General features: G+C 70.6%; 33 protein-coding genes. 5 read left to right on the top strand and 28 right to left on the bottom strand.

Features of this window, described 5'->3' with window-relative positions:
- Nucleotides 1-487: 487 nt before the first annotated feature.
- From NBW77_RS10005 to NBW77_RS10125, 25 genes are all read right to left on the bottom strand, one after another.
- The gene (locus NBW77_RS10005) at nucleotides 488-2,335 is read right to left on the bottom strand and encodes a hypothetical protein (protein WP_250279616.1); all 1,848 of its coding nucleotides are present in this window, start codon (nucleotides 2,333-2,335) and stop codon (nucleotides 488-490) included.
- A complete protein-coding gene (locus tag NBW77_RS10010) occupies nucleotides 2,332-2,736 on the bottom strand; it encodes a hypothetical protein (protein WP_131748890.1) in 405 nt (134 codons plus the stop codon). The genes NBW77_RS10005 and NBW77_RS10010 overlap by 4 nt, the downstream gene beginning before the upstream one ends.
- A complete protein-coding gene (locus NBW77_RS10015) occupies nucleotides 2,733-3,287 on the bottom strand; it encodes a bifunctional DNA primase/polymerase (protein ID WP_131748888.1) in 555 nt (184 codons plus the stop codon). Before NBW77_RS10015 ends, NBW77_RS10010 begins: the two co-directional genes overlap by 4 nt.
- 6 nt (nucleotides 3,288-3,293) lie before the next feature.
- A complete protein-coding gene (locus NBW77_RS22800) occupies nucleotides 3,294-3,713 on the bottom strand; it encodes a bifunctional DNA primase/polymerase (protein ID WP_207387190.1) in 420 nt (139 codons plus the stop codon).
- Nucleotides 3,710-4,552: a DNA adenine methylase gene (locus tag NBW77_RS10025; RefSeq protein ID WP_217497613.1), complete on the bottom strand. Its 843-nt coding sequence runs from the start codon at nucleotides 4,550-4,552 to the stop codon at nucleotides 3,710-3,712. Before NBW77_RS10025 ends, NBW77_RS22800 begins: the two co-directional genes overlap by 4 nt.
- Nucleotides 4,549-4,908, bottom strand: a complete 360-nt coding sequence (locus NBW77_RS10030) for a hypothetical protein (protein WP_131748886.1) — start codon at nucleotides 4,906-4,908, stop codon at nucleotides 4,549-4,551. Before NBW77_RS10030 ends, NBW77_RS10025 begins: the two co-directional genes overlap by 4 nt.
- Entirely contained in the window at nucleotides 4,905-5,339 is a 435-nt protein-coding gene (locus NBW77_RS10035; protein WP_131748884.1) for a hypothetical protein, read from the bottom strand. Before NBW77_RS10035 ends, NBW77_RS10030 begins: the two co-directional genes overlap by 4 nt.
- Nucleotides 5,340-5,450: 111 nt before the next feature.
- Nucleotides 5,451-7,718 carry a type IV secretory system conjugative DNA transfer family protein gene (locus NBW77_RS10040; RefSeq protein WP_250279621.1) on the bottom strand — a complete coding sequence of 756 codons (2,268 nt, stop codon included), beginning with the start codon at nucleotides 7,716-7,718 and terminating at the stop codon, nucleotides 5,451-5,453.
- A 121-nt stretch (nucleotides 7,719-7,839) separates the two neighbouring features.
- A complete protein-coding gene (locus tag NBW77_RS10045) occupies nucleotides 7,840-8,145 on the bottom strand; it encodes a hypothetical protein (RefSeq protein ID WP_131744620.1) in 306 nt (101 codons plus the stop codon).
- A gap of 119 nt (nucleotides 8,146-8,264) precedes the next feature.
- Complete coding sequence (locus tag NBW77_RS10050) at nucleotides 8,265-9,359, bottom strand: hypothetical protein (RefSeq protein WP_131744619.1); 1,095 nt, start codon at nucleotides 9,357-9,359, stop codon at nucleotides 8,265-8,267.
- A gap of 11 nt (nucleotides 9,360-9,370) precedes the next feature.
- Entirely contained in the window at nucleotides 9,371-9,991 is a 621-nt protein-coding gene (locus tag NBW77_RS10055; RefSeq protein ID WP_131744618.1) for a hypothetical protein, read from the bottom strand.
- Nucleotides 9,988-10,233 carry a hypothetical protein gene (locus NBW77_RS10060; RefSeq protein ID WP_131744617.1) on the bottom strand — a complete coding sequence of 82 codons (246 nt, stop codon included), beginning with the start codon at nucleotides 10,231-10,233 and terminating at the stop codon, nucleotides 9,988-9,990. Before NBW77_RS10060 ends, NBW77_RS10055 begins: the two co-directional genes overlap by 4 nt.
- Nucleotides 10,230-11,210, bottom strand: a complete 981-nt coding sequence (locus NBW77_RS10065) for a DUF2637 domain-containing protein (RefSeq protein ID WP_250279617.1) — start codon at nucleotides 11,208-11,210, stop codon at nucleotides 10,230-10,232. Before NBW77_RS10065 ends, NBW77_RS10060 begins: the two co-directional genes overlap by 4 nt.
- A 64-nt stretch (nucleotides 11,211-11,274) precedes the next feature.
- Nucleotides 11,275-11,853 carry a hypothetical protein gene (locus NBW77_RS10070; RefSeq protein ID WP_131744615.1) on the bottom strand — a complete coding sequence of 193 codons (579 nt, stop codon included), beginning with the start codon at nucleotides 11,851-11,853 and terminating at the stop codon, nucleotides 11,275-11,277.
- A complete protein-coding gene (locus NBW77_RS10075) occupies nucleotides 11,850-12,611 on the bottom strand; it encodes a lytic transglycosylase domain-containing protein (RefSeq protein ID WP_250279618.1) in 762 nt (253 codons plus the stop codon). The genes NBW77_RS10070 and NBW77_RS10075 overlap by 4 nt, the downstream gene beginning before the upstream one ends.
- The gene (locus NBW77_RS10080; RefSeq protein ID WP_131744614.1) at nucleotides 12,608-12,877 is read right to left on the bottom strand and encodes a hypothetical protein; all 270 of its coding nucleotides are present in this window, start codon (nucleotides 12,875-12,877) and stop codon (nucleotides 12,608-12,610) included. Before NBW77_RS10080 ends, NBW77_RS10075 begins: the two co-directional genes overlap by 4 nt.
- Nucleotides 12,874-13,269: a WhiB family transcriptional regulator gene (locus tag NBW77_RS22805; protein ID WP_502799464.1), complete on the bottom strand. Its 396-nt coding sequence runs from the start codon at nucleotides 13,267-13,269 to the stop codon at nucleotides 12,874-12,876. The genes NBW77_RS10080 and NBW77_RS22805 overlap by 4 nt, the downstream gene beginning before the upstream one ends.
- Nucleotides 13,266-13,778: a hypothetical protein gene (locus NBW77_RS10090; protein WP_131744613.1), complete on the bottom strand. Its 513-nt coding sequence runs from the start codon at nucleotides 13,776-13,778 to the stop codon at nucleotides 13,266-13,268. The genes NBW77_RS22805 and NBW77_RS10090 overlap by 4 nt, the downstream gene beginning before the upstream one ends.
- A complete protein-coding gene (locus tag NBW77_RS10095; RefSeq protein ID WP_131744612.1) occupies nucleotides 13,775-14,161 on the bottom strand; it encodes a hypothetical protein in 387 nt (128 codons plus the stop codon). The genes NBW77_RS10090 and NBW77_RS10095 overlap by 4 nt, the downstream gene beginning before the upstream one ends.
- Nucleotides 14,158-14,388: a hypothetical protein gene (locus tag NBW77_RS10100; protein WP_131744611.1), complete on the bottom strand. Its 231-nt coding sequence runs from the start codon at nucleotides 14,386-14,388 to the stop codon at nucleotides 14,158-14,160. The genes NBW77_RS10095 and NBW77_RS10100 overlap by 4 nt, the downstream gene beginning before the upstream one ends.
- On the bottom strand, nucleotides 14,385-14,783 hold the full coding sequence (locus NBW77_RS10105) for a hypothetical protein (protein WP_131744610.1): 399 nt from the start codon (nucleotides 14,781-14,783) through the stop codon (nucleotides 14,385-14,387). The genes NBW77_RS10100 and NBW77_RS10105 overlap by 4 nt, the downstream gene beginning before the upstream one ends.
- Nucleotides 14,780-14,929 carry a hypothetical protein gene (locus tag NBW77_RS10110; protein WP_165485714.1) on the bottom strand — a complete coding sequence of 50 codons (150 nt, stop codon included), beginning with the start codon at nucleotides 14,927-14,929 and terminating at the stop codon, nucleotides 14,780-14,782. Before NBW77_RS10110 ends, NBW77_RS10105 begins: the two co-directional genes overlap by 4 nt.
- Entirely contained in the window at nucleotides 14,926-15,213 is a 288-nt protein-coding gene (locus NBW77_RS10115) for a hypothetical protein (protein ID WP_242605453.1), read from the bottom strand. The genes NBW77_RS10110 and NBW77_RS10115 overlap by 4 nt, the downstream gene beginning before the upstream one ends.
- 15 nt (nucleotides 15,214-15,228) lie before the next feature.
- Nucleotides 15,229-15,498: a helix-turn-helix domain-containing protein gene (locus tag NBW77_RS10120; RefSeq protein WP_217497576.1), complete on the bottom strand. Its 270-nt coding sequence runs from the start codon at nucleotides 15,496-15,498 to the stop codon at nucleotides 15,229-15,231.
- Nucleotides 15,495-15,701 carry a hypothetical protein gene (locus tag NBW77_RS10125; RefSeq protein ID WP_131744609.1) on the bottom strand — a complete coding sequence of 69 codons (207 nt, stop codon included), beginning with the start codon at nucleotides 15,699-15,701 and terminating at the stop codon, nucleotides 15,495-15,497. Before NBW77_RS10125 ends, NBW77_RS10120 begins: the two co-directional genes overlap by 4 nt.
- A 173-nt stretch (nucleotides 15,702-15,874) precedes the next feature.
- On the opposite strand from NBW77_RS10125, the gene NBW77_RS10130 reads away from it, so the two are divergent.
- The 3 genes from NBW77_RS10130 to NBW77_RS10140 are packed head-to-tail and all read left to right on the top strand — an operon-like array spanning nucleotide 15,875 to nucleotide 17,936.
- The gene (locus tag NBW77_RS10130) at nucleotides 15,875-16,666 is read left to right on the top strand and encodes a GntR family transcriptional regulator (RefSeq protein ID WP_131744608.1); all 792 of its coding nucleotides are present in this window, start codon (nucleotides 15,875-15,877) and stop codon (nucleotides 16,664-16,666) included.
- An 11-nt stretch (nucleotides 16,667-16,677) separates the two neighbouring features.
- Nucleotides 16,678-17,481 carry a hypothetical protein gene (locus tag NBW77_RS10135; RefSeq protein ID WP_165485716.1) on the top strand — a complete coding sequence of 268 codons (804 nt, stop codon included), beginning with the start codon at nucleotides 16,678-16,680 and terminating at the stop codon, nucleotides 17,479-17,481.
- A complete protein-coding gene (locus NBW77_RS10140) occupies nucleotides 17,478-17,936 on the top strand; it encodes an NUDIX hydrolase (RefSeq protein ID WP_131744606.1) in 459 nt (152 codons plus the stop codon). Before NBW77_RS10135 ends, NBW77_RS10140 begins: the two co-directional genes overlap by 4 nt.
- A gap of 492 nt (nucleotides 17,937-18,428) precedes the next feature.
- Here NBW77_RS10140 and NBW77_RS10145 read toward each other — a convergent pair whose 3' ends face one another.
- The 3 genes from NBW77_RS10145 to NBW77_RS10155 all read right to left on the bottom strand — a co-directional run bounded on the left by NBW77_RS10145 (nucleotide 18,429) and on the right by NBW77_RS10155 (nucleotide 19,935).
- Nucleotides 18,429-19,340 carry a tyrosine-type recombinase/integrase gene (locus tag NBW77_RS10145; RefSeq protein ID WP_131744605.1) on the bottom strand — a complete coding sequence of 304 codons (912 nt, stop codon included), beginning with the start codon at nucleotides 19,338-19,340 and terminating at the stop codon, nucleotides 18,429-18,431.
- Between the two features lie 46 nt (nucleotides 19,341-19,386).
- Nucleotides 19,387-19,677, bottom strand: a complete 291-nt coding sequence (locus tag NBW77_RS10150; protein WP_165485715.1) for a hypothetical protein — start codon at nucleotides 19,675-19,677, stop codon at nucleotides 19,387-19,389.
- A gap of 69 nt (nucleotides 19,678-19,746) precedes the next feature.
- Nucleotides 19,747-19,935 carry a hypothetical protein gene (locus NBW77_RS10155; protein ID WP_131744604.1) on the bottom strand — a complete coding sequence of 63 codons (189 nt, stop codon included), beginning with the start codon at nucleotides 19,933-19,935 and terminating at the stop codon, nucleotides 19,747-19,749.
- A 546-nt stretch (nucleotides 19,936-20,481) separates the two neighbouring features.
- On the opposite strand from NBW77_RS10155, the gene NBW77_RS10160 reads away from it, so the two are divergent.
- Nucleotides 20,482-21,441 (top strand): D-alanine--D-alanine ligase family protein, encoded by a 960-nt coding sequence (locus tag NBW77_RS10160; RefSeq protein WP_131744602.1) that lies wholly within the window; start codon nucleotides 20,482-20,484, stop codon nucleotides 21,439-21,441.
- Nucleotides 21,442-21,688: 247 nt separating this feature from the next.
- Nucleotides 21,689-22,663: a sensor domain-containing diguanylate cyclase gene (locus NBW77_RS10165; RefSeq protein WP_131744601.1), complete on the top strand. Its 975-nt coding sequence runs from the start codon at nucleotides 21,689-21,691 to the stop codon at nucleotides 22,661-22,663.
- The last annotated feature ends 9 nt before the right edge of the window (nucleotides 22,664-22,672 follow it).

The following is a 22,672-nucleotide window of genomic DNA, read 5'->3' on the forward strand; positions in this document are numbered from 1 at the left end:
CCACATCGCTTCTCCGTGGTGACCTTCACCGGGCCACCCCGACCAGAGAACCGCTGTAACGGATGTCGAGCTTCATCAAGGTTTCTCCTCGGTCTCGGGGCGAGAAGGCCAACCACCCTCCGCCGCCCCGTTGTGCGTTACTGTGCGTAGCCGCATGCGGTGGCGTTTTTCTTCTGTTTTTCGGTGGGCGGTGCGCGAACGAGGCGAAACACCCCCCGCAACCCCCCGCAGAGGCCGAAAAACCGTCTGCTACCTGCGGAGACTGGTGCGGGGGGTTGGCCCGGGAACCCCCCGCAGTGCCGCACAACCCCCCGCAAGATCGGCGATCTGCGGGGGGTTACCCCCCGCACTGCGGGGGGTATGCAGGGCCAACCCCCCGCACTGAAAACCGTTGCGGCACAAAGCTTTCCAGTCGGTTGCGGGGGGTTGCGGGGGGTTGTTGCCGGTCGTCTGGCAGTGTGGAACGGTTCGAGAATCTTTCCCATGATCATGTGTTGTCGTCCCGTTTCTCGACCTTCCACCGCTGGACCTTGCTGTGACTGTCCGCTGTCGCGCGCCGGAGGACGTACGGGCCGTACCAGCGGCCGACGTGGCCGCCGAGCCGTCGGCCGAGTTCGACGGCGGAGGGCAGGTGGCGGCCGCTCATCAACGTGTCGGGGACGGTTCCTTCCCACGGGTCGGTGCCGTCGGGTTCGCGGTCGAGGCTGGCCCGGGCCGTGGCGGAGGTGAGTGCCTGGGTGCCGAACTTCTGTTCCCACCGGGCGAGGAACGCCTGCCACATGGCGGCCTGGTCGTCCATGTCGCGGACGTCGGTGGTGTTGTCGAGGAAGCCGGGCAGGCCGTGGTGGGTGACGAAACCGCCGGCGGCCTGCGCCCAGGGGGTGAACTGGCGCATCACGTGGCTGGAGCGGGGAGCGCCGGCGGCGACCCAGTCGGCGACGAGGACGAGGACGTTCCACATCAGCTCCCGGCGGTTTGCCGGTGCGGCAAGCCATGTTTCCAGGTCGGGGATCGCGAACCCGGTTCGCTGGTCGGGGTTGGGCATGTTCGGGTCGAGTCGGACCACGGCGGTGCGTGTGGCCATGTCCCCGCCGAGGCGCACGTTGTTACCGGTCGCGAGCCACATCCGGTCGTTGGCGCGTTTGGCGGTCTTGGACGAGCCGAGTAGCCGGTCGGACCATTCGGTGGCCGTGAGGAGCCCGGCGAGGATCGGGGATTTGACCTGCGTGCCCTCTTCGACGTTGTCGAAGACGATCACGGCTTCGGGGTTCGCGAGTACCGAGGTGACGACTTTGCGGAGTTCGTCGTCGGTTTCGGGCCACGGCTGTTGGCGTTTGCCGTGCAGCGCTCCGGCGATGTCGGTGAGCAGGGTCTTCCCGGATGCCTGCGTGGTCGCGGTGACGAGGCCGAAGGGGGTGAGCGCGCGGGTGTGGGGCCGCAGGATCGGTGAGACGAGGAGGCCGAGATAGTTCGCCTTGTCGGCCGGCGCCACCCAGGGGAAGTCGTGCAGGACCCGTTCGACGAACTGTTTCGCGGTGACGACCTCGGCGCGGGAGGGTCGTTCGGGGACGGGTCGTAGGGTGACTTTCGGGGCGTAGTGCAAGCCGGTCGCCGGGTCGTAGCCGGGGGTTTGGAGCAGGGTGCCGTCGGGTCGCAGGACGGGGGAGCCGACGATCCCGCGCAGTGTTCGGACCCCCGGCCAGTGCCGGGCGGACAGGACGGCGGCCAGGACTCTTTCCGCCGGGACGCATTCCTCTTCCCAGGTGGTGCCGTTCGGCCCGCGGGCGGTCCGGTAGACATAGGCCTGGTGGGCGAGGGCGGCGGCGAACCGGGCCGGGGTCAGTGGCGTGGCGGCCAGCGGCAGGGGGTCGTCGGTGCCGATGGCGGTGTCCCCGGAGACCGGGCCGACGTGGACGATCTCGCCGTTGGTGACGTACAGGTCGTCGAACAGCCCGTCGTCAACGGCGGCGGTCAGGTTCCGGATGCCGTCGGGTGCCCCGCCCGCCTCGATATGCGGTTTGCCGTGGGGCCGGTCGGCCGCCGGTCCCGGGCGAGCGGCGCTGGTGCCCTTCGCTGCGTCCCGGGTGTCGGTCACCCCGGCTTTGTGCGCTTTGTCGAAGCTGGTCCTGCTGAGGAGTTTGTCCGCGGTGAGGGTGTCGCGGTGTTCGGCGACGGTGAGCTCGTCGGCGCCGTGGCGGCCGAGGAGGTAAGCGTGTTCGCGGGCTGTTTTGGCGCGGGCCAACTCGTCGACCTGTCCCGTCAGCGTGGCGACGACGGCGGTGAGATCAAGCTCGACGGGGGGCAGGGTGGCCGGCTCCACCGTCTCGGCACTCATCCGGCACCGCCTGTGGTCCGCGGTGACCGCATCCCCGCCGCCAGTCCGGACATGACCGTCCGGGACGCTTCGGTTTCGGACAGGCCCGCCGTGACGCCGGCGTGGACGAGCGCGCCGTGGACGTCCTGCTCATCCAGCAGGCCCCCAGCAACGAGACGGCCCAACTTGTACGCGGCACCGTTGAGCGCATGGTTCCGGCCGCTGTCCGGGGGCATCGCGGCGATGTCGGCGCACTCGCCGTGCAGGGCGGCCAGCGCCCACCGTTCCCGTCTGCCCCCGTTGGACGTTTGCAGCCGCCGGACGTCGACGGCATCTCCCTTTCGGGAAACCCCCCGGGTGGTTGGCCGCTCGTCGGGTTGTGGCCGTTGGTCCAGCGGCACCCACGGCGGGATGATGGTCATCGGGTCGCCTCCACCCGACACCAGCTGTACCGGCGGCCGGAGATGTGCACGGACGGCGGAGCCACGACATAGCCGGATTTCCCCCGGTAGTCGAGTCCGGGGAGGAACCGGGTCTTGTTGGTGTCCCCGGAGACGGGCACGAACAGGTGCCAGCCGATCTCACGGCCCGTTTCGGCGATCCCGAGGATGTTCGGGCGGTAGCCGGCACGGTCCATGCCCGCGAGTCCCGCGAGCCCTTCCGGCCCATCGACATCGATCACGTCGAAGTGCACACCGGTCGGCAAACCGATGTTGGCCTGCGGCCAGCGGGACCACCACGACCGGATCGTCTCCGGGTCGAGGCTGGCGTCATGCAGCCCGCGGGGTGCGGCTCGCCCGATCGGGTGCTTCGCCGGCCGGTCGCAGTCGGGTTTACCGCAGGCGCACCGGCCGCCGTTCGGCCACCACAGCGGGAACACCGGCCAGCCGCGCCGGGTGTACGCGAGAGCGGCGCTCACCCGGCCGCCAACCGGGTGAGTCGCTGCGGTGACCTCGGGGGCTTCGATGGCCATGCCGGTTCAGCCAGCACGAGCGCTGAGGTAGACGACAGGAGTTCCGGTCTGGTGGGCGTAGGCGATGTCCCTCCACGCCCGGCGGATGCGGTCGGGGAACGCCGGGCGTTTGTCGCCGGGCCGCAGCGGGAAGACGTGCCAGCCGCGGGCGGCGGCGTCCAGCGCGGCGGCGAGGAGACCGCCTGGTGGGTGTGGGGTCATGCGGTGGCTCCGTCCAGCGTGGACAGCAGGTCGGTGGCGGGGGCGGCTGGTTGAGGGTTGGTGGAGGGTGACCCCGACAGACAGCGACGCCCGGTGATCGTCGTGGGCGGGGCAGCGCACGCACTGCTGGGTGCGGTCGGTACGGACGTGGCCGGCGCCGAGGAGCTCGTAGGCGGCGGCGAACGCTTTCAGCGGCGACCGGGTGCCGGGTGTGGGCGGGGTCATGCGCTGGCTCCGTCCAGCACGGAGAGCAGGTCGCCGGTGGGCGGGGGCTGGTTGAGCCACAGCACTTCGACGCGTGCCCGGCGGGTGTGGGTTTGGCCGGTGGTGGTGGGGATGGTGATGCGGGTCCAGTCGGCGTAGAGCTTCTGGTAGAGCGGGCTGTCGTAGCCGGACAACACGACCGTGGCCTGGGCCGCACGCAGCGCGTCGGCGAGTTCGCGGTGCTCGTTCTCGCTGGTCATCTCGTGCCGGTAGTTGCGGGCCCGGGTGGAGCCGAGATAGGGCGGGTCGGCGTAGAGCAGCACATTGGGGTGCCGGCCGTAGGCGTCGATCACTTCCAGGGCGGGGCGGCATTCCAGCGAGACGGCGGCGAGTCGTTCGGCGACGGCGGCCATCCGTTCCACATAGGCGGCGAGGTAGCCGGGCATGGACGCGGAGGATCCGGACGGGTCGACATAGTGCCGCCAGCCGGTGCGCCGCAGGGTGCCGGTGCGGGTCTGGGCGATACGGACCCAGACCCGGCGGGCCTGCTCGATCTCGTCGTGGGCTGGGGTGTGGCAGGCGGCGAGCTCGGCCCGGGAGTGCGGGGTCAGCGCGCATGCACGGGCGAGGGCGTCCGGCCGGTCGCGCAGCACCCGCCAGAACGTCATCAGGTCGTGGTCGAGGTCGTTGACCGTCTCCATCCGCGACGCCGGTTTGGCGAGCAGGACCGCGAGGCTGCCGGCGAACGGTTCGACGTAGTGGCCGTGCGGGCCGAACAGGGCCACGATCCGTTCGGCCAGCGTTGTCTTCCCGCCGTAGTAGGCGAACGGCGGCTTCACAATGCCACTGCGTGTGCTCACCGGCGGATCCTGTCGGTGAGTGGCAGCACGCCTGCGTCCGCCGGATGGTCGAGCCGGACTGTGTCGTAGCACCGCAGGTCCTCGCCGATGTCCTTGGTCAGGACGTCCACCGCGGCTTCGGACCACGGCGGGGTGTCCTCGTCCACCGGGTTCCGACTGCCGGCGGGCAGCGGCGTGCCGGTGGTGTCGAGGACCGCGGTGACTTCCAGCCGATAGTCGTCGGCGGTCAGCCGCAGCGCCGCCGCCTGCGGCCACCACGTCCGTACCCGTGCGGTGATTCGCCGCAGCAGGAGGTCTGCGAGGTGGCGCCGGGCGTCGTCTACCAGCCGGTCCAGCACCGACGTTCCCCCGTTCACTGGGCACCCCGGTTGGCGAGGTCGTGTAGCCAGCCGGGCCATGCCACGCCGCGGGCGGGTAGGCAGATCACGACGGCGTGGCCGGCGGTGAGCCGTTCGGGCAGGTCGTCCGGCGCCCAGCCGAGCGCGGTTATCCGGGCAGCGTCCAGCCCTCGGGCAGGCCGATCGGCCACTCGACGGCCTCGGGCGTCGGCCGCCACCCGCCCGTCGCCGGTCAGGAGGCGCCTGAGAACGTCCTGGCGCTCGGCGTGGCCGCCGGGAAGTGCGCGTTCATGACCTGGGCAGAACGCGGCCGCCTCGCCCGCGAACCAGTTCCACGAGGCTGCCTGGGTGAACCGAGCGGCATCCTGCGGGTGGCGGTCGGCTTCGGCCCGGAGCCAGGCGATGACGTCCTCGGTGGTCGCGGGGGGTGCTGGGTCTGCGGTGGTCATGGGTCTCCTGTCGGGGCTCTTTCTCGCGGTTCGGGGAACGGTGCGGGCGGACGCCCACCCGTCTGGCGTGGCTCCGGCTGTGGTCATGCCTGGCGGCTCCTGTCGTCGGGGTCAGGCGGCGCGGGCGGTGGGTTCCCACTGGCCGTGGCGGGGCTGCCTGATCAGGCCGTCGGCCGCCAGGGCGTTGAGCACCTCGTGGACGCGGGCTTTCGAGTAGCCGGACTTCTCACGGATGTCGCCTGTGCCGCCGACGCCGTCGCCGATGAGGGCGTAGATCTGCTGGCCGGCGTGGGTGGCCAGCGACGGGTAGCCGCCGGCCTCGGCGGAACCCGTCTGGTGGGTGTCACGGGCGGCGAGCGGGACGACGGTCGTCCAGGGGGCGGCGGTCAGGGTGGTGCCGGTGGGTGTGGTCCGGGTAGCGGGTTCCCGGTTGGTGGGCGGTGGTGTCCCGGGTGGGGTCCATAGTTCGGTTGACGGGATGAAGAGGTCGGTGTCGAGTGCGGATTGGCGGGAGTGCCGGTCGGTGAACGTGGCGCCGAGCGCCTGGATGGCGCCGGGTTCCAGCCGGGACCGCAGCGGGCTCGGGCCGAGTGCGTCGTAGGCGGCGCGTAGGGCGGGCTGGGTTTTCATGTCGGAGCCCAGGTCGAGGGGTTTCCAGGACCGGGCGGGGACGTCTCGGGTGGCGGGGATGCGGAAGCCCTGGCCGGGCAGGGTGAGTTCAGCGGGGTTGCCGCGTAGTCCGGCGAGCAGCTGCGGGCCGATCTTCGACAGGATCATCATCACGAATGCGTTGCCGCGTAGCACATTGCTGCGGATCTTGTCGCTGCCGCCGAAGACGCCGAGTTCGGTCATCTGGCTGGCGAGCAGGACACCGAGGCCGCATTTGCGGTACATCGCTGCCAGCCGTTCGATGATTTTCGTGTGGGGGTGGTTCTTGTCCGGCAGGACCTCGTGGCACTCGTCGATGATCAGGAGCAGCATCGGTGCGTGCGGGGTGATGGGGTGCACGGAGCGCTTGTGGCGGCGGTTCTCGAGCTGCCGGTACCGGCCGAGGGTGTCGACGGCCTGCATCATCAGACTGATCTCGGTGGGGTCGGTGGCCGCCCAGGGGGCGTAGTCGGTCAGGACGGGGAGGGATGTCCCGAACTGCGGGTCGATCATCCAGATCTCGACCAGGCCGCTCTCGATCAGTGTCAGAGCGAGCAGTTCGATCATCCGGGATTTGCCGCTGCCGGTGCCGCCGAGGACCAGGCCGCTGAACGCGCCCCAGTCGTCGCTGAAGACCCGCCAGGGCAGGAGTTCCCCGTCGGCGTAGCGGCCGGTGTAGGCGGTGGCTTCCCCGTGGAGCAGTTCGAAGGCGGCGGCCACGCCGGGGTAGGTCATGTCGGCGGCGGCGTCGGATCGGTCCAGGACGAGGAGCCGGGCGAGGTGTTCCCGGCGGTCGGGGTGGACGTCGACCTGGCATTCGTCGAGGCCGAGTTCCAGCGCGCTGGCGATTTTCGTGGCCTTGGCTTGTAGTTCGGTGCGGGTCATCTCGCCGGGTGGGATGAGCACGGTGTAGGTCTCCATCACCTGGCCGGCCGGGGTCAGGTTCCAGTCGGTGAGCGTCGCGCCGGGGGCGACGCCGCCGGGGCAGCTCACTCGGGCGTCCCATAGGGCGACGGTGCGGGGCCGGCGGTCGACGACGACCGGCGGCGGTGCCGCGTCGGGTTCGGGTTCGGGTGCGCTGTGGGCGGGCGGGTCGGGGATGTGCCGGCGGGCCCAGTGCGGGGCGGTCAGCGTGTAGCCGCCGGCCCACAGCACGACGGCCCGCCAGCCGCCGGCTCCGGTGGCGGCGGCCCACCACAGCCAGCCCGACCCGGCGAGGGCGATGAGGGTCGTGTACCGGCGGCGCTGGCGGCGGCCGGCTGGTTCTCGCCGGCCGTGTGCCCACCAGCAGGCCACCGCTACGGTCAGGGACAGTTCGGCCAGCCCCGGGCCGGAGCCGGGGGTCAGGTGTGCGGCGGCCGCGCCTGCCCACAGCACGCCGATCACGATGATTGGGATGATCTGTCCGTGGATCCGTAGCACCCGGCCCGGGTGGCGGTCGAGTGCCTGGTGGGCGGCGGCGAGCAGCCGGGCGGCGTCCTGGTCGCGGCCGTCGGCGGCCGCCTGTTCGGCTTTCGCCAGCAGTTTTTGGACCAGTGGGTCGGTGCGGGCACGGGCGGTGGCGGCGTCCTCGGCGGCCTGTTCCCGGGCGTGCCGGCGGGTTTCGGTGGCGGCGGCGAGCAGGCCGGTGGCGGTGGCGGTGTCGCTGATGGCGGCGGCCCGGGCCAGCAGGTCGCCGGGGTCGCGGCCGGTGCCGGCGTGGTGCGGCCGGGTGGTGTCGGTGCGGGCCACGGGAAGCCTCCTGTCGTGTCGTGGTGTGGTGGGTGCCGGGTGGTCTGCGTGCGGCCCGCGCACCCGGGAATGGGGTGTGCGGGCCGCACGGGCACGGCCAGGGATCAGTGCTGGTGGGGGATCAGTGCTGGCGGTAGAACTCGGTGTCGTTCGCGGCGTCGACCGCGGCCACGGTCTCGGCGACGGCCGAGTGGCCGCCGTCGAGTGCGGCCAGTGCCGCGTCGGCGCCGTCGCGGGCGCTGGACAGCAGTTCGCGGAGGGTGGCGATCGGGCCGAGGACGGCCGGGTCGGTCAGGCCGGCGTTGGCCAGCCCGGCCAGTACCGTCTCCAGCTCGCCGGTGACGGTCTGGTCGATGTTGCCGCGCAGGCCGGACAGGTAGTCCTTCGTGCCTTGCAGGTCGACGATCTCTGTTGCGGTGGTGTTCATGGTGGTGCTCCTTCTCGTGCGGGTTCGAGTGTGTGCGGTGCGCCCCCCGGGGGGTGCGTCTCCGTTCGTCTCGTCCGGGGGTCGTGGGTGCCGGCTGGGTCCGGCGCCTCCAGGTCGGGTCACGCCCCGCCGTCGGGGCGGTGGGTGCGGACCGACGCCCAGCCGCCAGCCGGGTCCGCCGGTACCAGCGCCAGGCGCGGCGGGGCGCCGGCGGTGGCCGAGTCGGTGGCCGCCGACTGCTCGGGCAGCGCAGCCGAGGGGGGCGAGGAGTTGGTGGGGGTCGTCGGGTTGCCGGCGGCGTCGATACCGAGGTGGTCGTTCACCAGCTCGGCGATCCGGCGGGTGACCCGGTCGATCTCGGCCGGGTCGCCGTGGCGGTTGGCGGCGACCGTCCGGTCCCACAGGTCGCGGTCGGCGGGCGGCATCTGCTCCCACCCGACGCGGTCCACGCGGCCGGTCTGGGTCCGCACGGCGCCCCGGTCATCGACGGCCCAGTCGACGGCGACGACGTTCGCGCCCCTTGTGGTGGTGGTCCAGGCCGCGAACGAGCGCCGGGGGGTGTGACCGGTCGCGGTGCCGTAGCCGTCGACGTGAACGACTGGGTCAAGGTGGATCCACTCGGCGTCGTCGAGGTCGACGGCTACGCCGGTCTTGACGTGGGAGCGGTGGACCCATGCCCCGCCGTCGAGTACCAGCGGGTCGCCGTCTCGCGGGCTGTGGCCGCAGGCCGCGCAGTGGGTGTCGAAATGGACGCCGCAGACCGCCCCGCCGTCGACGTAGCGGACGGATGAGTTCTCGTCCAGCTCGGCGCCGCAGCGGGCGCAGCGCCACACGCCGTCGTCCTCGTCGTCCTCGTCGTCGTCCACCACGTCCTGCGGGTCGATCCCGTTCTCATCCAGATCGTGGGTGTCCGGCGGTGGGATGGTGCGGGTGTCGGGAGTCGGTACGGCGCGCTTCGCGGCGCGCCGGGCACGGAACTCCTCGGCCTGTTCGCGTGCCCAGGGCCGCCCGGAGTGCCAGCCCTCGACGAGGGACTGCCACAGGACGCCGAGGACGGTGCCGAGTGTCCGGCCGGCGCCGGAGTAGGTGCGTGCCCGGTCGCCGCCGCCGACCGTGACGTCGCGGCCGCGTGCCAGGCCGTAGCTGTTGACGGCGGCGGTCAGGCTCGCTTTGTACATCGCGTACGCGAAGTACAAGATGATGATCAGATCCATTTGGTGCCCTCCTAGACAAAGATCCACAACATGGACAGCAGGGTGGCGGCGGCGAGCAGCCGGCCGGGCCGGGCAGCCGTCCAGGCCATGGCGTAGGCGGCGGCGGAGACCGCGACCACAAGACAGCCGGCCAGCCGCCGGTGGGTGGTCGGCGCGTCGGTCACGGCGCCGGCGGTGACGTCGGCCAGCGGCGGGGGGTGCGGCAGCGCCGCCGCCCACCGCTCGACCCGGCCCGCCGCGACGCCCACCTCGCCGGGCAGCCATACCGGCCCCAGCCCGGCCGGGGTCTGCACGAGACGTGCCAGCCCGTACGCCACCGCGGTGACCGGCAGGCCGACCAGGAGAACGTAGGCCACACCGGCGCGGCGCCAGCCGACGGCGTAGTCGGCGCACCAGGCGCCCCGGGTGGCGTAGCGGACCAGGGCGGGCGGGGTCGCGGGTGGCTGCGCGACCGGCGTCCACCCGGCGACCCGATGGCGCAGGGCGACTGTCCACCGGTCTGGGGCGGCCGGACTTTCCAGACCGGTAGCCTCGCGCGCGCGGGCCTGCGCGCGGTGGCCGTCCGCCGTCGGGCCGCCGTCCCCGACGGAGGCGTCGATCAGACTTTCCGGACTTTCACGCATCGTGGTCACAGTCCCTGCTCGGCGGCGAGCCGGGCGGCGACGGCCGCCAGGTGGTCGGCGACCTCGGCGGCGACCCGCAGCCGCCGGGGTTCGGGGGTGTCGCCCAACGCGCCGCGCAGGTAGTCGTAGGCGGCCACGAGCCGGGCGTCCGGCCCCGCCCCTGCCCGGCGCCGGTCGTAGCGGGCCCGGCGCCGCGCCCAGCGGGCCTCAAGCCCCGACCGGGTCTGCGAGGTTGTCCGCGGGGCGCTCATGCCAGCACCGGGCTGTCCGCGGACCGGGCGGCCGGTACACCATGGACGGGTACGGCCGGCGGGATGGGTTCGGCGCGCAGGACGGCGAGCAGGGCACCGGCGCGGCGGGTCGACGCGGGATGCCCGCGCTCCTGCAACCCGGCGAGCAGGTTGTCGCGGGTGAGCCGCTGGCCGGCTGCGGCCAGGGCACGGGCGACCGCACGGCCGGGCACGAGAAGGTCGGTGATGTCAGGCGTCGTGCCCGCCGTGCCCGCCGTGCCCGGCCCCGGCCCCGTGCCCGTCGTGCCCGTACTCGTCATGCCCGGCCCCGTGCTCGTGCCCCGTGCCGGAGAGCGCATCGCGTTCGTGCCCGTCGTGTTCGTGTTCGTCCGGCGGGCACGGGGCTCGGTGGCGTCTCCCGGTGCTGCGCCGAGCGGGCCCGGCGCGGTGCGCTGCCAGTCCGAGACCGGGACGACCACCTCGACGACCGGAGCGGCCGCGGTCTCGGTCTCGGTAGTGCGGCCGGGCAGCCAGCCGACGGCCGCGGTCGCCCCGCGATCCGCGATGGCCGGGTCCGGGGACGCCGGGGCGGTGCCGGTGGCCGCGGGCGGCCGGGCGGGTCCACGAGTGCCGACCAGGGAGAACGCGAGCAGGTAGAGGCCCGGGCCGAGCAGCGCCACCAGCACACCCCAGCCGCCGGGCGTGGCCGTCTCCAGGTTGCAGGCGATCGTCAGCCCGACCCCGACCAGCAGGACACACGCCGGCCACGTCGTCGCCTGTCCCAGCCGGGTACGCCGGCGGCGTTCGAGGAACGACACGATCGCCAGCGCCTCGACCCCGATCGTCAGCGACCACGACGACACGTCGTCGGCGCCGTGCTCGACCAGGACATGGCGGACATGGCGGAACGACACCGCGAACGCGAGGACACCGAGCAGTTCCGGGAGCACGGTGCTCACCCCGTGCTCCACCCGGCCGCCGGCGGCCGGCACGCTCATGCGACACCCCACGCCGCCACGGTCACCGACCGGTCCGCGACGGGCCGGTCGGTGACGGCTGTCATCAGGCGGCCCCGAACGCCAGGGACAGCAGCCACGCGAACGCGCCGCCGACCACGTTGAGGACCGTGAGCACGACCGCCCCGGCCGACCCGGGGATGGTGACAGCCACCGACGGCAGCACCAGACCGACCCCGGCCGCGCCGAGCTTGTCCGGCACCCGCCCCCGGATGCGCGTGTCGTAGCGTCGGGTTGACCCCGACCCGAACGGCACCAGAGCCCGCGGATCGTCCCGCAGCAAAGCCAGCTTGCCGACCGTGTCCGGGCCGGGTCGCAACGCCACCACAAAGTAGATCAGTAGGACGATCGCCAGGGCGCCGTGCACGACCCCGCCGACCGTGTGCCTGCTCACCAGATCGATCAGTTGGATGATCCAGCCGAGCAGGTGGCGGATCGCGGTGTGCAACCAGCCGGCCGACAGCGCGGCGCCGGCCACGAGAGCGAGGCAGGCGGCGGCCCGTGGCAGTCTTCGTAGGCCCATCAGCACCCCCATGACGAACAGGGGCAGCGCGGCGGAAATGGCCTGCGGGGACGGCAACCCCAGATCGGCCGCGGTGACCGGCGCGAAAGCAACACTCATCATGAGGGTTCTCCGATCAGATCAACGAGGGTGACAGCGGCCGGGCGAGCGGACACTGTCGCGGGACGGGTCGCGGTGGCGACCATTGCGGTGATCGACCGGACGTAGGTCGTGGTCTCCGGGAACGCCGGAACGCCACCCGCCGCCCACACGGCACCGAACCCGGCGTTGTAGCCGGCCAAGGCGAGCTGGACAACATCGCCGTGCAACCGGCCGGCCTCCCGGCCGCGGCGTGCCTGCGCCGCCAGAGCACACATGAACCGGCCCTGCGCGGCGATCGCGTCGGCCGGGTTCCACACGTCGGCGATGCCGTCGCCATCGCCGTCCGTCGCCCACGTCTCCCACGTGCCGGGCATGAACTGGGCTATCCCACGGGCACCGACGGAGGACACCGCACGCGGGTCGAATCCGGACTCCTGGCGTAGCTGCGCGGCGAGCAGCGCCGGGGTGATGTCCGTGCACCGCGACCCGGCCCGGGTGATCCACGGCCGGTACACGGCGGGCACCGCCGTGTCCGCCGCCCACCCGCCGCCCGCCGGCCCGTCGTCGCCGTGCCGGGAGGACAGCACGGCGACGACGACCACGGCCGCGACCACCAGCACCACACCGGCCGCCGTCGGCGTCCCCGACCGTCTGCCCGGCCGGGGCCAGCCGGCCGCCCGCCGGACGGTGACCGCCCGACGGCGCACGCGCACCACCCGGGCCGGACGGCGTACCGGTCGACGAACCGCCGGCCGGCGGGGCAGGATCCGGGCGGTCACGACCCGACCCGCTTGCCGTCCCGCAGGACGAGCCGAACCTGATCGTCGACGCCGATCAGGAGCCGGGCCGGTTCGCCGGTCTTGTACCGGGTGCCGAACACCAGCCGGACCGGGATGTCACCAGGAACGTCCGGGTTGTGCTTCGACAGGGCGGCGCCCAGCGTGGACAGGCCGACCCGGTCGACAACCACACGTATGTGCGGGTTGAACAGCGGCGAGACGACGTCACCGGCGCGCAGCCCGCGGGGATCGATGCGCCGGCTCATGCCGCACCCCCACGCGCGACGCCCGGGTCCACGCCGGTGCCCCCGCAGCGGCGGCAGCCGCCGGGGCCGGGCTCCCCGACGCACAGGTAGCACTTCTCCGCGGCGACCAGCGGCCAGCGCCGGGTGGGAACGGGACGTACGCCCGCGGCGGGCCGGGCAAGCAGCGCCCGGCGCTCCTGCTCGCTCAGCCCACCCCAGATCCCGGACGGCTCCCGGGTCGCCAACGCCCAGCCACGGCAGGCGCCGATCACCGGGCAGTGGCCGCAGACCGCTTTCGCCGCCGCGGTCTGCGCCAGCGCCGGCCCGGTCGTCCCGACCGGGAAGAACAGTTCCGGGTCAACACGGGCGCAGGCGGCCCGCTGCCGCCAGTGCACGGCCGGCACGGCGTTCACCGCTTCGCCCCGGCCAGCTCGTCGGGATGGGCGTCGGGGGCGTCCTGGTGACAGCCGGGGTGCTCCGGCCCGTAGCCGTACAGCGGGTGGATCACCGGGTCGTCACAGTCACAGTCGCCGATCGGCGCGCCGCAGTCCGCGCAACGTTCTATGGTCACGACCTGCTCGAACTCGTCGAACTCGTCGGGCTCGTCGCAGTCCTCGCCGGCAGCATCGGACATCTGCTCTGCCAGCCGGGTGAAGTACTCGGTTACTCGGGCAATCAGTTCGTTATCTCCAGGTTGCGGCACGTAGCCGAACCGGCCGGTGTGCGCGCAATGCGCCCGGAAAACCTCAGCATCGGTGGGAATGGCCGACGCGGTCTGCGCCGCGATGGTGTCGAAGCAGGCCCGAGCATCCCGCCACCGGTCGGCGCACTCGCCGTGCAATGGACCCACGCCAAGATCCTCAACAGGGCCGTCAATGCCGCGAGTGCAGTGGACGCAGATCAGGGTGTCGACGGCGGTCATGCGGCCACCTCCCGTGCACGGGGGGGCAGGGCCGCTGCCGCGCCGCCGACCGGCCACCCGGCCGCGGCCCACAGGTCGGCGCGGGCAGCGACCAGCGCGGCCGGGAGGGTGGGGATGCCGGCCCGACGGCCAGCGGCCCGGCGGGCCGCGATCGTCATACGGCGGATCCGCCGGGCCACAGCGATCTCGTGGCCGGGCGCACGGTCGGCGAGCGCGAGCGCCAACGCGACCGTGGCGTCAGCTTCCGCGCTCACCGCATCGGTGTACTCCCGCAACACCGGGTCAGCGGTCACGTCCGCGGCGGTGCGGACCGCGGCCCAATGGTCGGCGGCGGCCGTCAGGAAACCGGCCAGCGCATCCGCGAGCGGTGCGGCGGCGGTCATGCCGCACCGCTCGCGGATGCGCTGGCCGGCAGCAGTTCAATCACCCCTTGCATGATCAGTGACGGGTGGCGGTCCGCGAGTGCGTCCCCGGCCGCCTGCGCCGCCGGCTCCGAGGCGTGCAGCCCGGCGGTATACCGGCCGCCTCCCACTTCAACAACCGGGGCGAACACCGGCGGAAACGGAACATCCGGGTCGGTCGGCAGCACCAGGCCACCCGAGGTGCTCATCGCTTCGCCTCCTCGGCGAGGCGGCGGGCGTGGGCTTCGTCGGCGGCGGTGAACAGGTTCGGGAGGTGGCGGCGCTGCTCGGCCACCCAGGTGAGAAAGGCCGTCTTCGCGTCGGCCGGGCTGCTGGCGGTTGCCTCGCTGATCTGCCGCCAGGTCGCGCCCGCCATCAGGGCCCGCAGAACACTGGTCTGCAGCCCGCGCCGTGTGGCGCGGGCCAACGCGACCTCGGTGGCCAGTAGTTCCAGCACCTCGTCGGCGTCAACCCGCTGACCACGGGCGTAGCGCACGGCGATGTCCAGACCCAGGTCGGAGGCCCGGGTCGCCAGCATCAGCGGTGTCGTCGCCCGGCCCGGCCCCGTGTTGAGGATGTCCTCGGGCCGGCGGTGGCGGCTCACTTCTCACCACCGCGGCGCAGCAGTTCCCGGGCGATCCGCTCAACCTCACGGACCGTGGCATCCGCGAGATCCTCTGCGGCGTCACCACCCGATCCGGGAATGAGGATCGGCAGCGACCGACGGCCAACCATCCGCTGGCGGTTCATACGGCACCCCCCGCAGGCACGGGGGCCAACTCCGCGGCAACGGTCGTCTCGAGGCCCAGCAGCCGCAGGATCGGCGCGACGGGCACAACCCAGCGACCGCCGGCCCGGATCGCAGGCACCGGGAACGCGCCAGCGGCGGCCAGGGCGTAGGCCTTTGTCTCTTTGATGCTCAGGACTGACCCGGCGGTCCGGAGGTCGGTCGTCACGCCGAGGGCACGGACTCGGTCCGGTGTCCAGGCAGGTTCTGGTTGGCGGGTGGACAGGTCGGGCATGCTGGTAGCCACGGCTCGGGCACTCCTTCAGATGGCGGGTTCTGGGTCGAGGCCCCCGGCCGGTGTTGCACCACCGCCGGGGGCCGTGTTCTGTCTCGCGGAGCCACCGAGGATCGCGGCGATCTCCGAACTCCGGTAGCGGCGGTGCCCGTTCGGGAGCGCGATCGAGGCGATCCGGCCGGTCCGCGCCCAACGCGCCAGGCTCACCACGCCGATCCGCAGTGCCTTCGCAACCTCGACCGGGGTCATCAACTCGTCCGTCTCGTCCGCGGGCGAGACGGTGGGCATCTCGGTCATGACGTGGTTGCCTCACCGGCGATGGCCGCCTGCAGCGAGGTCATCGTGCTGTCGACTTCGTCGATGCAGGTGCCGAGGTCGAGGAGCAGGTCCCCGTCGTACTCGGACTCGTCGAGCGCCTTGATGGCCTCCATCAGGGTGCCGATCGCGGCGAGCAGGTTGCCGCGGATCGAGACCCGGTCCAGCTCGGGCACGTGACTCACGGTTGCGATCTCCTTTCCTTGATCGGTATGACGTAGGACGTAGGACGTCCTGTGTGCTGCACGGTGTCACACGGTTTGGGCGTTCGTCAAGAGAGAGGTAGGACGTCCTGCAGGACTAACGTTGGGTCCGCGGGAGCAAGCAGTTGATCCGGAGAGATGAGGTGCAGGTCGGGATGACCGTTGAGGCTCCGAAGTCTCGGTATCGGCAGGTAGCCGATCTGATCAGGCGGGACATCACCCTCGGTGAGTACCCACCTGGCTCTACGCTGCCCAGTGAGCAGGAACTGGCCAGCAAGGTGGGCGTGTCCCGGGTGACGATCAACCGGGCTCTCCAGATCCTCCGGGCAGAGGGCATGGTGCGGGTTCTGCGCGGACGCGGGACGGTAGTGCGGTCCGTCCCACCGATCTCCCGGCATAGCAACCGGCGCTACGCGCGAGCGGTTCGCGAGGAACACGGTGCCCGTGGCGCGTTTGATGCCGAAATTCGGAAACTTGGGTTGATACCTCGGTCCGACATTGTCCAGCTGGAGCCGGTCGACCCGCCCGAAGCGGCGGCGAAGGCACTGGGGCTTGCCCCAGGAGAGCGGGTCCTCGTGCGCAAGCGCCACATGTATGCATCTGATGAACCGGTGCTACTGGCGACGTCCTACATTCCCTGGCCACTCGCAGAAAGCGCCGGCCTGACCAAGGTGGACACCGGTCCGGGCGGAACCTACTCACGGTTGGCGGAACTTGGACAGGGGCCGGTGCGGTTCACTGAGGACATCCGGGCACGCATCCCGACGGACGACGAGGAAGTGTTCTTCGGCCTGGCTGAGAATCAACAGGTTTTTGAGATCATCCACATGTCATGGACGGCCGACCATCGGCCGGTAGAGTACCGCGTCGATGCGCTACCCACGTTCCAATGGGTCCTGCACTTCGAGTGGCCGGCCGAGGTCGTCAACCCGGGCAGCCCGTCGTGACGGTCCGGCAGATGGAAGTTCGTGTTGCCGAACTGCCGGCTCAGGCTAGGCAGGGCCAGGACCGGGTCCTGATCGGTGACAACGTTGTTGTTGTCCTGGACGGGGCGTCCGGATCTGACGGCACAGTCAGCGTGGCCGCCTATGTGGATACGCTCGGCGTTCAACTGCTTGGGGCACTCGAGCGCCGACCGACGGCTCCACTGCGAACCGGGCTGCGCACGGCACTCATGGGTGTCACGCAGGTGCTGAACCTGCAGCCGGGCGATTCACCGTCCTCAACCGTCAGTATCATCCGGTCCGCTCTCGGCCACGTCGACGTGCTCGTACTCGGCGATACCCCCGTGTACCTGGCAACCCGATCCGCCGGCGTTCTACGCATCTTCGATGACCGCCTCGCCCAGCTTCCCGTAACGCACCGGCCGGCGGCCCTCGCCAGGCTACAAGCCGGAGGGGGGTACGACGACGAACATCAGCGCATTCTCCGCAAGATGAGGAACGAGAAGGCGCCCTACCAGAACGCCACCGGCGGCTACTGGATTGCCGCGGCCGACCCTGCGGCCGGCTGCGAGGCCCTTGTGCGATCTTTTCCCGCTGAGGATGTGCTATGGGGCGCCATCCTCACCGACGGCGCCGAAGACCCGATGCGACACCTCGGCATCAGCATCGACCACGTAGCCGAACTCAGCGAGGGGGATCTCGGCACTCTGCTCTCCCAGTTTCACAACTGGGAAGAGCGTGAAGACCCCCAGGGTCAGCTACTGCCACGGTTCAAATGCCACGACGACAAGTCGATCGCCGTGGTGACCTTCCGATGACCGCGACCACCGCCACACCCCCCCGACACTCGGTCAGCGTCGCCGGCGTCGTTGTGAACGAAAACGGCCGCGTTCTCGCCATCCGCCGTCGAGACAATGGCCAATGGCAGGCACCGGGTGGCGTGCTCGAACTACAGGAAACCTTCGAGCAGGGCGTTCGCCGCGAGGTGCTCGAGGAGACCGGCGTCACCGTTGAGGTCGACCGGCTCACGGGCGTCTACAAAAACCTACGGCTCGGCGTCGTGGCCCTGGTTTTCCGCTGCCGACCGATAGCAGGTACGCCGCAGCCGACAGCCGAGAGCAGCGAGGTGCGTTGGCTGACGGAGTCCGACGTACAGCAGAGCATGAGCCCGGCCTTCGCCGTCCGAGTGACCGACGCGCTCGCGGGCGATGCGCCCGTCGCCTTCCGCGCCCACGACGGTGTCAACCTCATCAGCTCGCAGATCCCGACTTGACACCCCGGCCCAGGACTTGCCATCGGCGACAGACCACAGTCTCATCCCGCAGAGATCTCGTTCGCCGGAGTCGCCGACGACGACACGCCAACCACCCTCCACCGCCCCGTTGTGCGTTACTGTACGTAGCCACATGATCTGACGGGACACCAAGCGCATCAAGAGCGCCTACGGACGGTTCTTCGGACTGGCTGCGCCACTCTTGACCCGGACCGGCGACCCGCGCAGAGGAAGCCCTCCGGAGGGTCGGACATGTCGACCCCCGAAATTCAAGATCGCCGTGGGCACGTGGTGGACACGGGACGTCCGTCGACCATCGTTCAGGACTGGTGGTACGGACGACGAGAGTAGGCGGTAGTGACTGGTACGTAAGGACTCCTGGCGCCAGCCGTTTACGGCTGGCGAGCGGTTGGGCGGGTTCAAATCCCGGAGCCTCCGCCCTTGACCTGGGAGTTCACGCAGATGCGCGGGCTCTCAGCGTCACGCCGAAGATCATCTATTCACCTCGGCTGGCACATTGATGGCACCAACGGCCGTGGAACGCTGCCGGCGAGGCACAAACGCTGAGATCGCTGCCGCAGCCTGCTCGGCCAGTTCCTCGGCTACCACGGCGTACACGTCCGAGGTGAACGCCACCGAGGCATGCCCCAGCACATCCGAGACCAGCTTCATCGGCGGACCCGCGGCGATCAACATCGTCGCTACGCCATGTCTCAGATCATGGAAGCGGATCGGCGGGAGCGGCATCGTCAGCGCGATGTGCACCGCATCCACCGGCACCCGGTGCCGACGCGCGATCCGCTCAACCGGCCAAGCCTCCGCATGCCGGCGACGGATCGCCGCGTACCGCTCGATCGGCAAGGCGAAGCGCTGCGAGACGTACGCGGGCCGCAGAGAACGGCCGTCCTCGTAGGTGAAGACCCGGCCGGAGTCGGTGTACGCCTCACCCCAGCCCACGCGCTCCTCAAGCTGCTGTTTGCGGCAGGCCAGCAGGATCTTCGCGGTTTCCTCGTCGAAGACGATCTGCCGGTCGCCGTTCTCAGTCTTCGTGTCGTCCAACTCGTCGTCGGCCTGCGCCTGGCGGACGTGCATACGCCGGGTGTTGACGCTCAGGTCCGCCCGTTCCAGGACCACCAGTTCGCCACGTCTCAGCCCCCAGTAAAGGAAACGGCTCTGGCACAGGCGCTGCGCGCCAAAAGACACCCACTCGCGTCGAGCCGGGTCCGCCCGCTGGCCGACGCCGTGGCCGCCGAATGAGCCAGCGCCGGACCAACCCTCATCCCCGTTCCGGCAAGACCGGCGGAGTTGAACCTTCCGCCTGGAGTTGCTGTGCAATGCGTGCAACGGACGTACTACGTGGGTGACCGTCCGGTGGAAACGGCAGACATCGCGATGGCCGGGCACCGGACAGTGCTCGCGAACCGGTTTACAGTCGTGTAACGCGGCGCCTCTACCGCTCGAAGATGTCGTGGGTACCGATCCGCAACCAGATGATGTGCGGGCCGGGCTTGCCCGGGATCGGATCCCCGTACCGCCACAGTGCCCGGCCGTTGCGCGCCCACGTCATCTCGTACACGCCAGGCTCGGACTTGAAGCCCTTCACGCGGAGTCGGGGATCAAACTGGCCAGTCGCCACGCCCGCGATGAACAGCGGTAGCGCCGCGCGAAAGGCGGCCTTGTCCTTCTGGCTCAACCGGTCGTACTCGGCCCGGAAGCGGCCAAGCGACTGGAATGTGGGCACGACCGGACCGTACCGACCTGCCCGCGGTTATCGCCATAGAAGTGCGGTACTGCGTTGCGCGTGTCGCGCCTAGCTTGCGCGGGGACGCGCCTCCAGCTCGCCAAGGAATGCGTCGAACGAGTCGAAGTCGTCGTGGATGACGAAGTCGCCGGCCGCGATGTCCTCGCGCGCTTCGTCGATCGCCTGCTGGGTGACGGGGTCGGGTTCATCCGCCCACTCGTACGGCTCTGGGTACGGCCAAGCGTCGGGTTGTGTCACGTCCCTCCTCGCCTCCCCTGGGCAGTCGGCTTCCGGATCGTCCCCACGGGCGTGGGGACGGCCCTCCTCGTTGCAATCCCTCGTAGGGGCGATTCGAAGAGCATGCCCACACATGAGGGCACTTACAAGAACCGCGCGGGGTGACTCTCGCGCTGCCGCACAAGGGATCCAAACGAGGGTCATCGGTCGCGCCCTGCGAGCGTCAGACCGGTGACGTACCGGCGACCGATCTCCGACAATGCTGCGTCGAACAGACGGAAACGTTGCGGTGGCTGTCTGCCCGGATCCAGGGAGGCCAACCACTCGTGCGTTCATGGCCGTGGATGCGGACCGCGGGCCGGGCGATGATCCGACCGAGCCTTCCTGCTCCGCGGGGGTCATGGTCGCGCCTCCGCCCGATGGCACACGGATCTATCCGCCACCTGAACGGATCGCGGACGGGGTGCGACGGTTGGCTCAGGTGATCCGCGATGAGCTTGACCTGCGGGAGACGTTCACCCACGCGGTCCGAGCTGACCGCGATGCACAGCTATGGAGGACACGACGATGACCGACCTGGGCCGAGTACTCATCCTCGCCGGCGGCCTGTCACCCGAGCGGGAGGTCTCCCTACAGTCTGGTAGACGCCTGCGGGAAGCGTTGAAACGCATCGGCGTCGACGTCGAACTCAGCGACGTCGACGCCATGACCCTGCCCGCGCTCGCCGGTGACCCGCCAGCGGTCGTGTTCCCTGTCCTCCGCGGGACCTCCGGCGAGGACGGCACCATCCGTGAGGTCCTCGACCTCTACGGCATCCCCTACGTCGGCGCGTCACCGACGGCGTGCCGCACAGCCTTCGACAAAGCGACCGCCAAGGCTGCCTTCACCGTCGCAGGACTGGCGACCCCAATATCGGTAACCTTGCCGCGTGAAGCATTCCATGATCTGGGCGCGACGGTGCTCATCGAACGGATCGTGGACCGACTCGGCCTTCCGGTCGTCGTCAAACCCCGCTCCGGAGGATCCGCGCTCGGCGTCACCTATGTGGCCGAGGCGGACCGGATCGCCGAGGCGCTCATGGCCTGCTTCGGCTACCACGACTGGGCGCTGATCGAGCAGGCGATCAGCGGTGTGGAGATCTCGATCGGTGTCATAGACTGCGACGACAGCCCAATGGCCCTGCCCGCAATCGAGATCGAACCGACGAACGGCGTCTATGACTACGCCGCCCGATACACCGCCGGCGCCACCACCTTCTTCGGCCCCGCCCGGCTCAACGCCGCCACCGCGCGAACCGCCGCCCACGCCGCGCTCACCGCCCACCAGGTACTCGGCCTGCGCGACCTGTCCCGCACCGACCTCATCGTCACCATCGACGCAACAGCGCACATCCTCGAGACGAACGTCGCACCAGGCATGACCTCAACCAGCACCTGGCCGATGGGCCTGGACGTAGCCGGCATGGACTTCTCCGTGGTCTGCCGGGACCTCGCCACCCGCGCCCAGAACCGCCCACCCGCCGCCTAGAGCCGGGGGTCGGCTCGCTTTCCCGGCCCGCAAGGCCTACGGACCCGTATCGAGTTGCTCACCTTAAGTTGCGGGATCTCACCTACGAACAGCCATCACCAACCATCGGCACCTATACGATCACAGTAGAAGAACTACAAACCCTCACGGCTCACATGTGGTCGCCCCCTTCGCAGGACACCATCACGCTCGGGAGCGACGATCGCTGCATCCGGGCGGACCGGACCGTCGGGAAGGGTGGAATCCGGTGGCAACCGATGACCTGGCGTCCGCGGTTCTCGACACCCTGCCGACAGCGGTTGCGGTACTCGACTCCGACGGAACGGTTCTGCGTCTCAACCAGGCATGGCGACACAGCGCTGCCACCGCAATCGCGCTCGCCCCCATCCGGCCGGGCGGAAGCCTGCTTGCCGCGTGCGAGGCCGCGAGCGACCGGCTTCCCCATCTCGACCGGCTCGCGGCCATGACCCGGCAGTTACTCGACAACCGTCGCGATCAGGCCACCATGGAGGTCTCCTACTCCGGACCCCATGGACTCCGGTGGCTAGATGTCCGGCTGCGTCCCCTGGCCGGCGGCCGTGGCCTCGTCATCATGGTCGACGATGTCACCGAACGTCACGAAATTGAGAACAGGTTGCGTCATCATGCGACGCACGACCTGGTGACCGGTCTTGCGAACCGGCTGGCGGTCACGGAACGGCTCGCCGCACTCGCGAACGAGCCCGCCAGCGGGCACGACGACCACCCGGCCGCGTTGTTCTTCCTGGATCTGGATGCCTTCCGAAACATCAACAACACGTTTGGCTACCGCACCGGAGATGCGGTCCTGCGCGCGGTCGCGGACCGGCTGGGGTCCGCACTGCGGCCGACCGACCTGGCAGCCCGGTGGGGCGGAGACGAGTTCGTGGTAGTCGCGAGCCACTTGACCAGCACGGATGCGGCGGCATTGGCCGAACAACTGACCCAGACCCTGACGGAACCGCTGCATGTGGACGGTCACCAGATCAGGATGTCGGCGAGCATCGGCATGGCCCTGTCGGTCGCCAGGCCTGATGTTCCGGACAGAATCGACAGAGTTGACGGACCGCGTCGCTCAGCCCACGGCTTGTTCGAGGCGCCATCGTCAGGAGACGCCGTTGCCCTCGTCCAGTTGGCGAGCGAGGTGCTCGTCCGCAGCCGCGCCCAGGCCCAGCATCGGCGACGGCCGCGACCACGTTCATGACGAGATGAG

The organism is Frankia sp. Cppng1_Ct_nod (genome assembly GCF_920656135.1).
Lineage (GTDB): Bacteria > Actinomycetota > Actinomycetes > Frankiales > Frankiaceae > Protofrankia > Protofrankia meridionalis.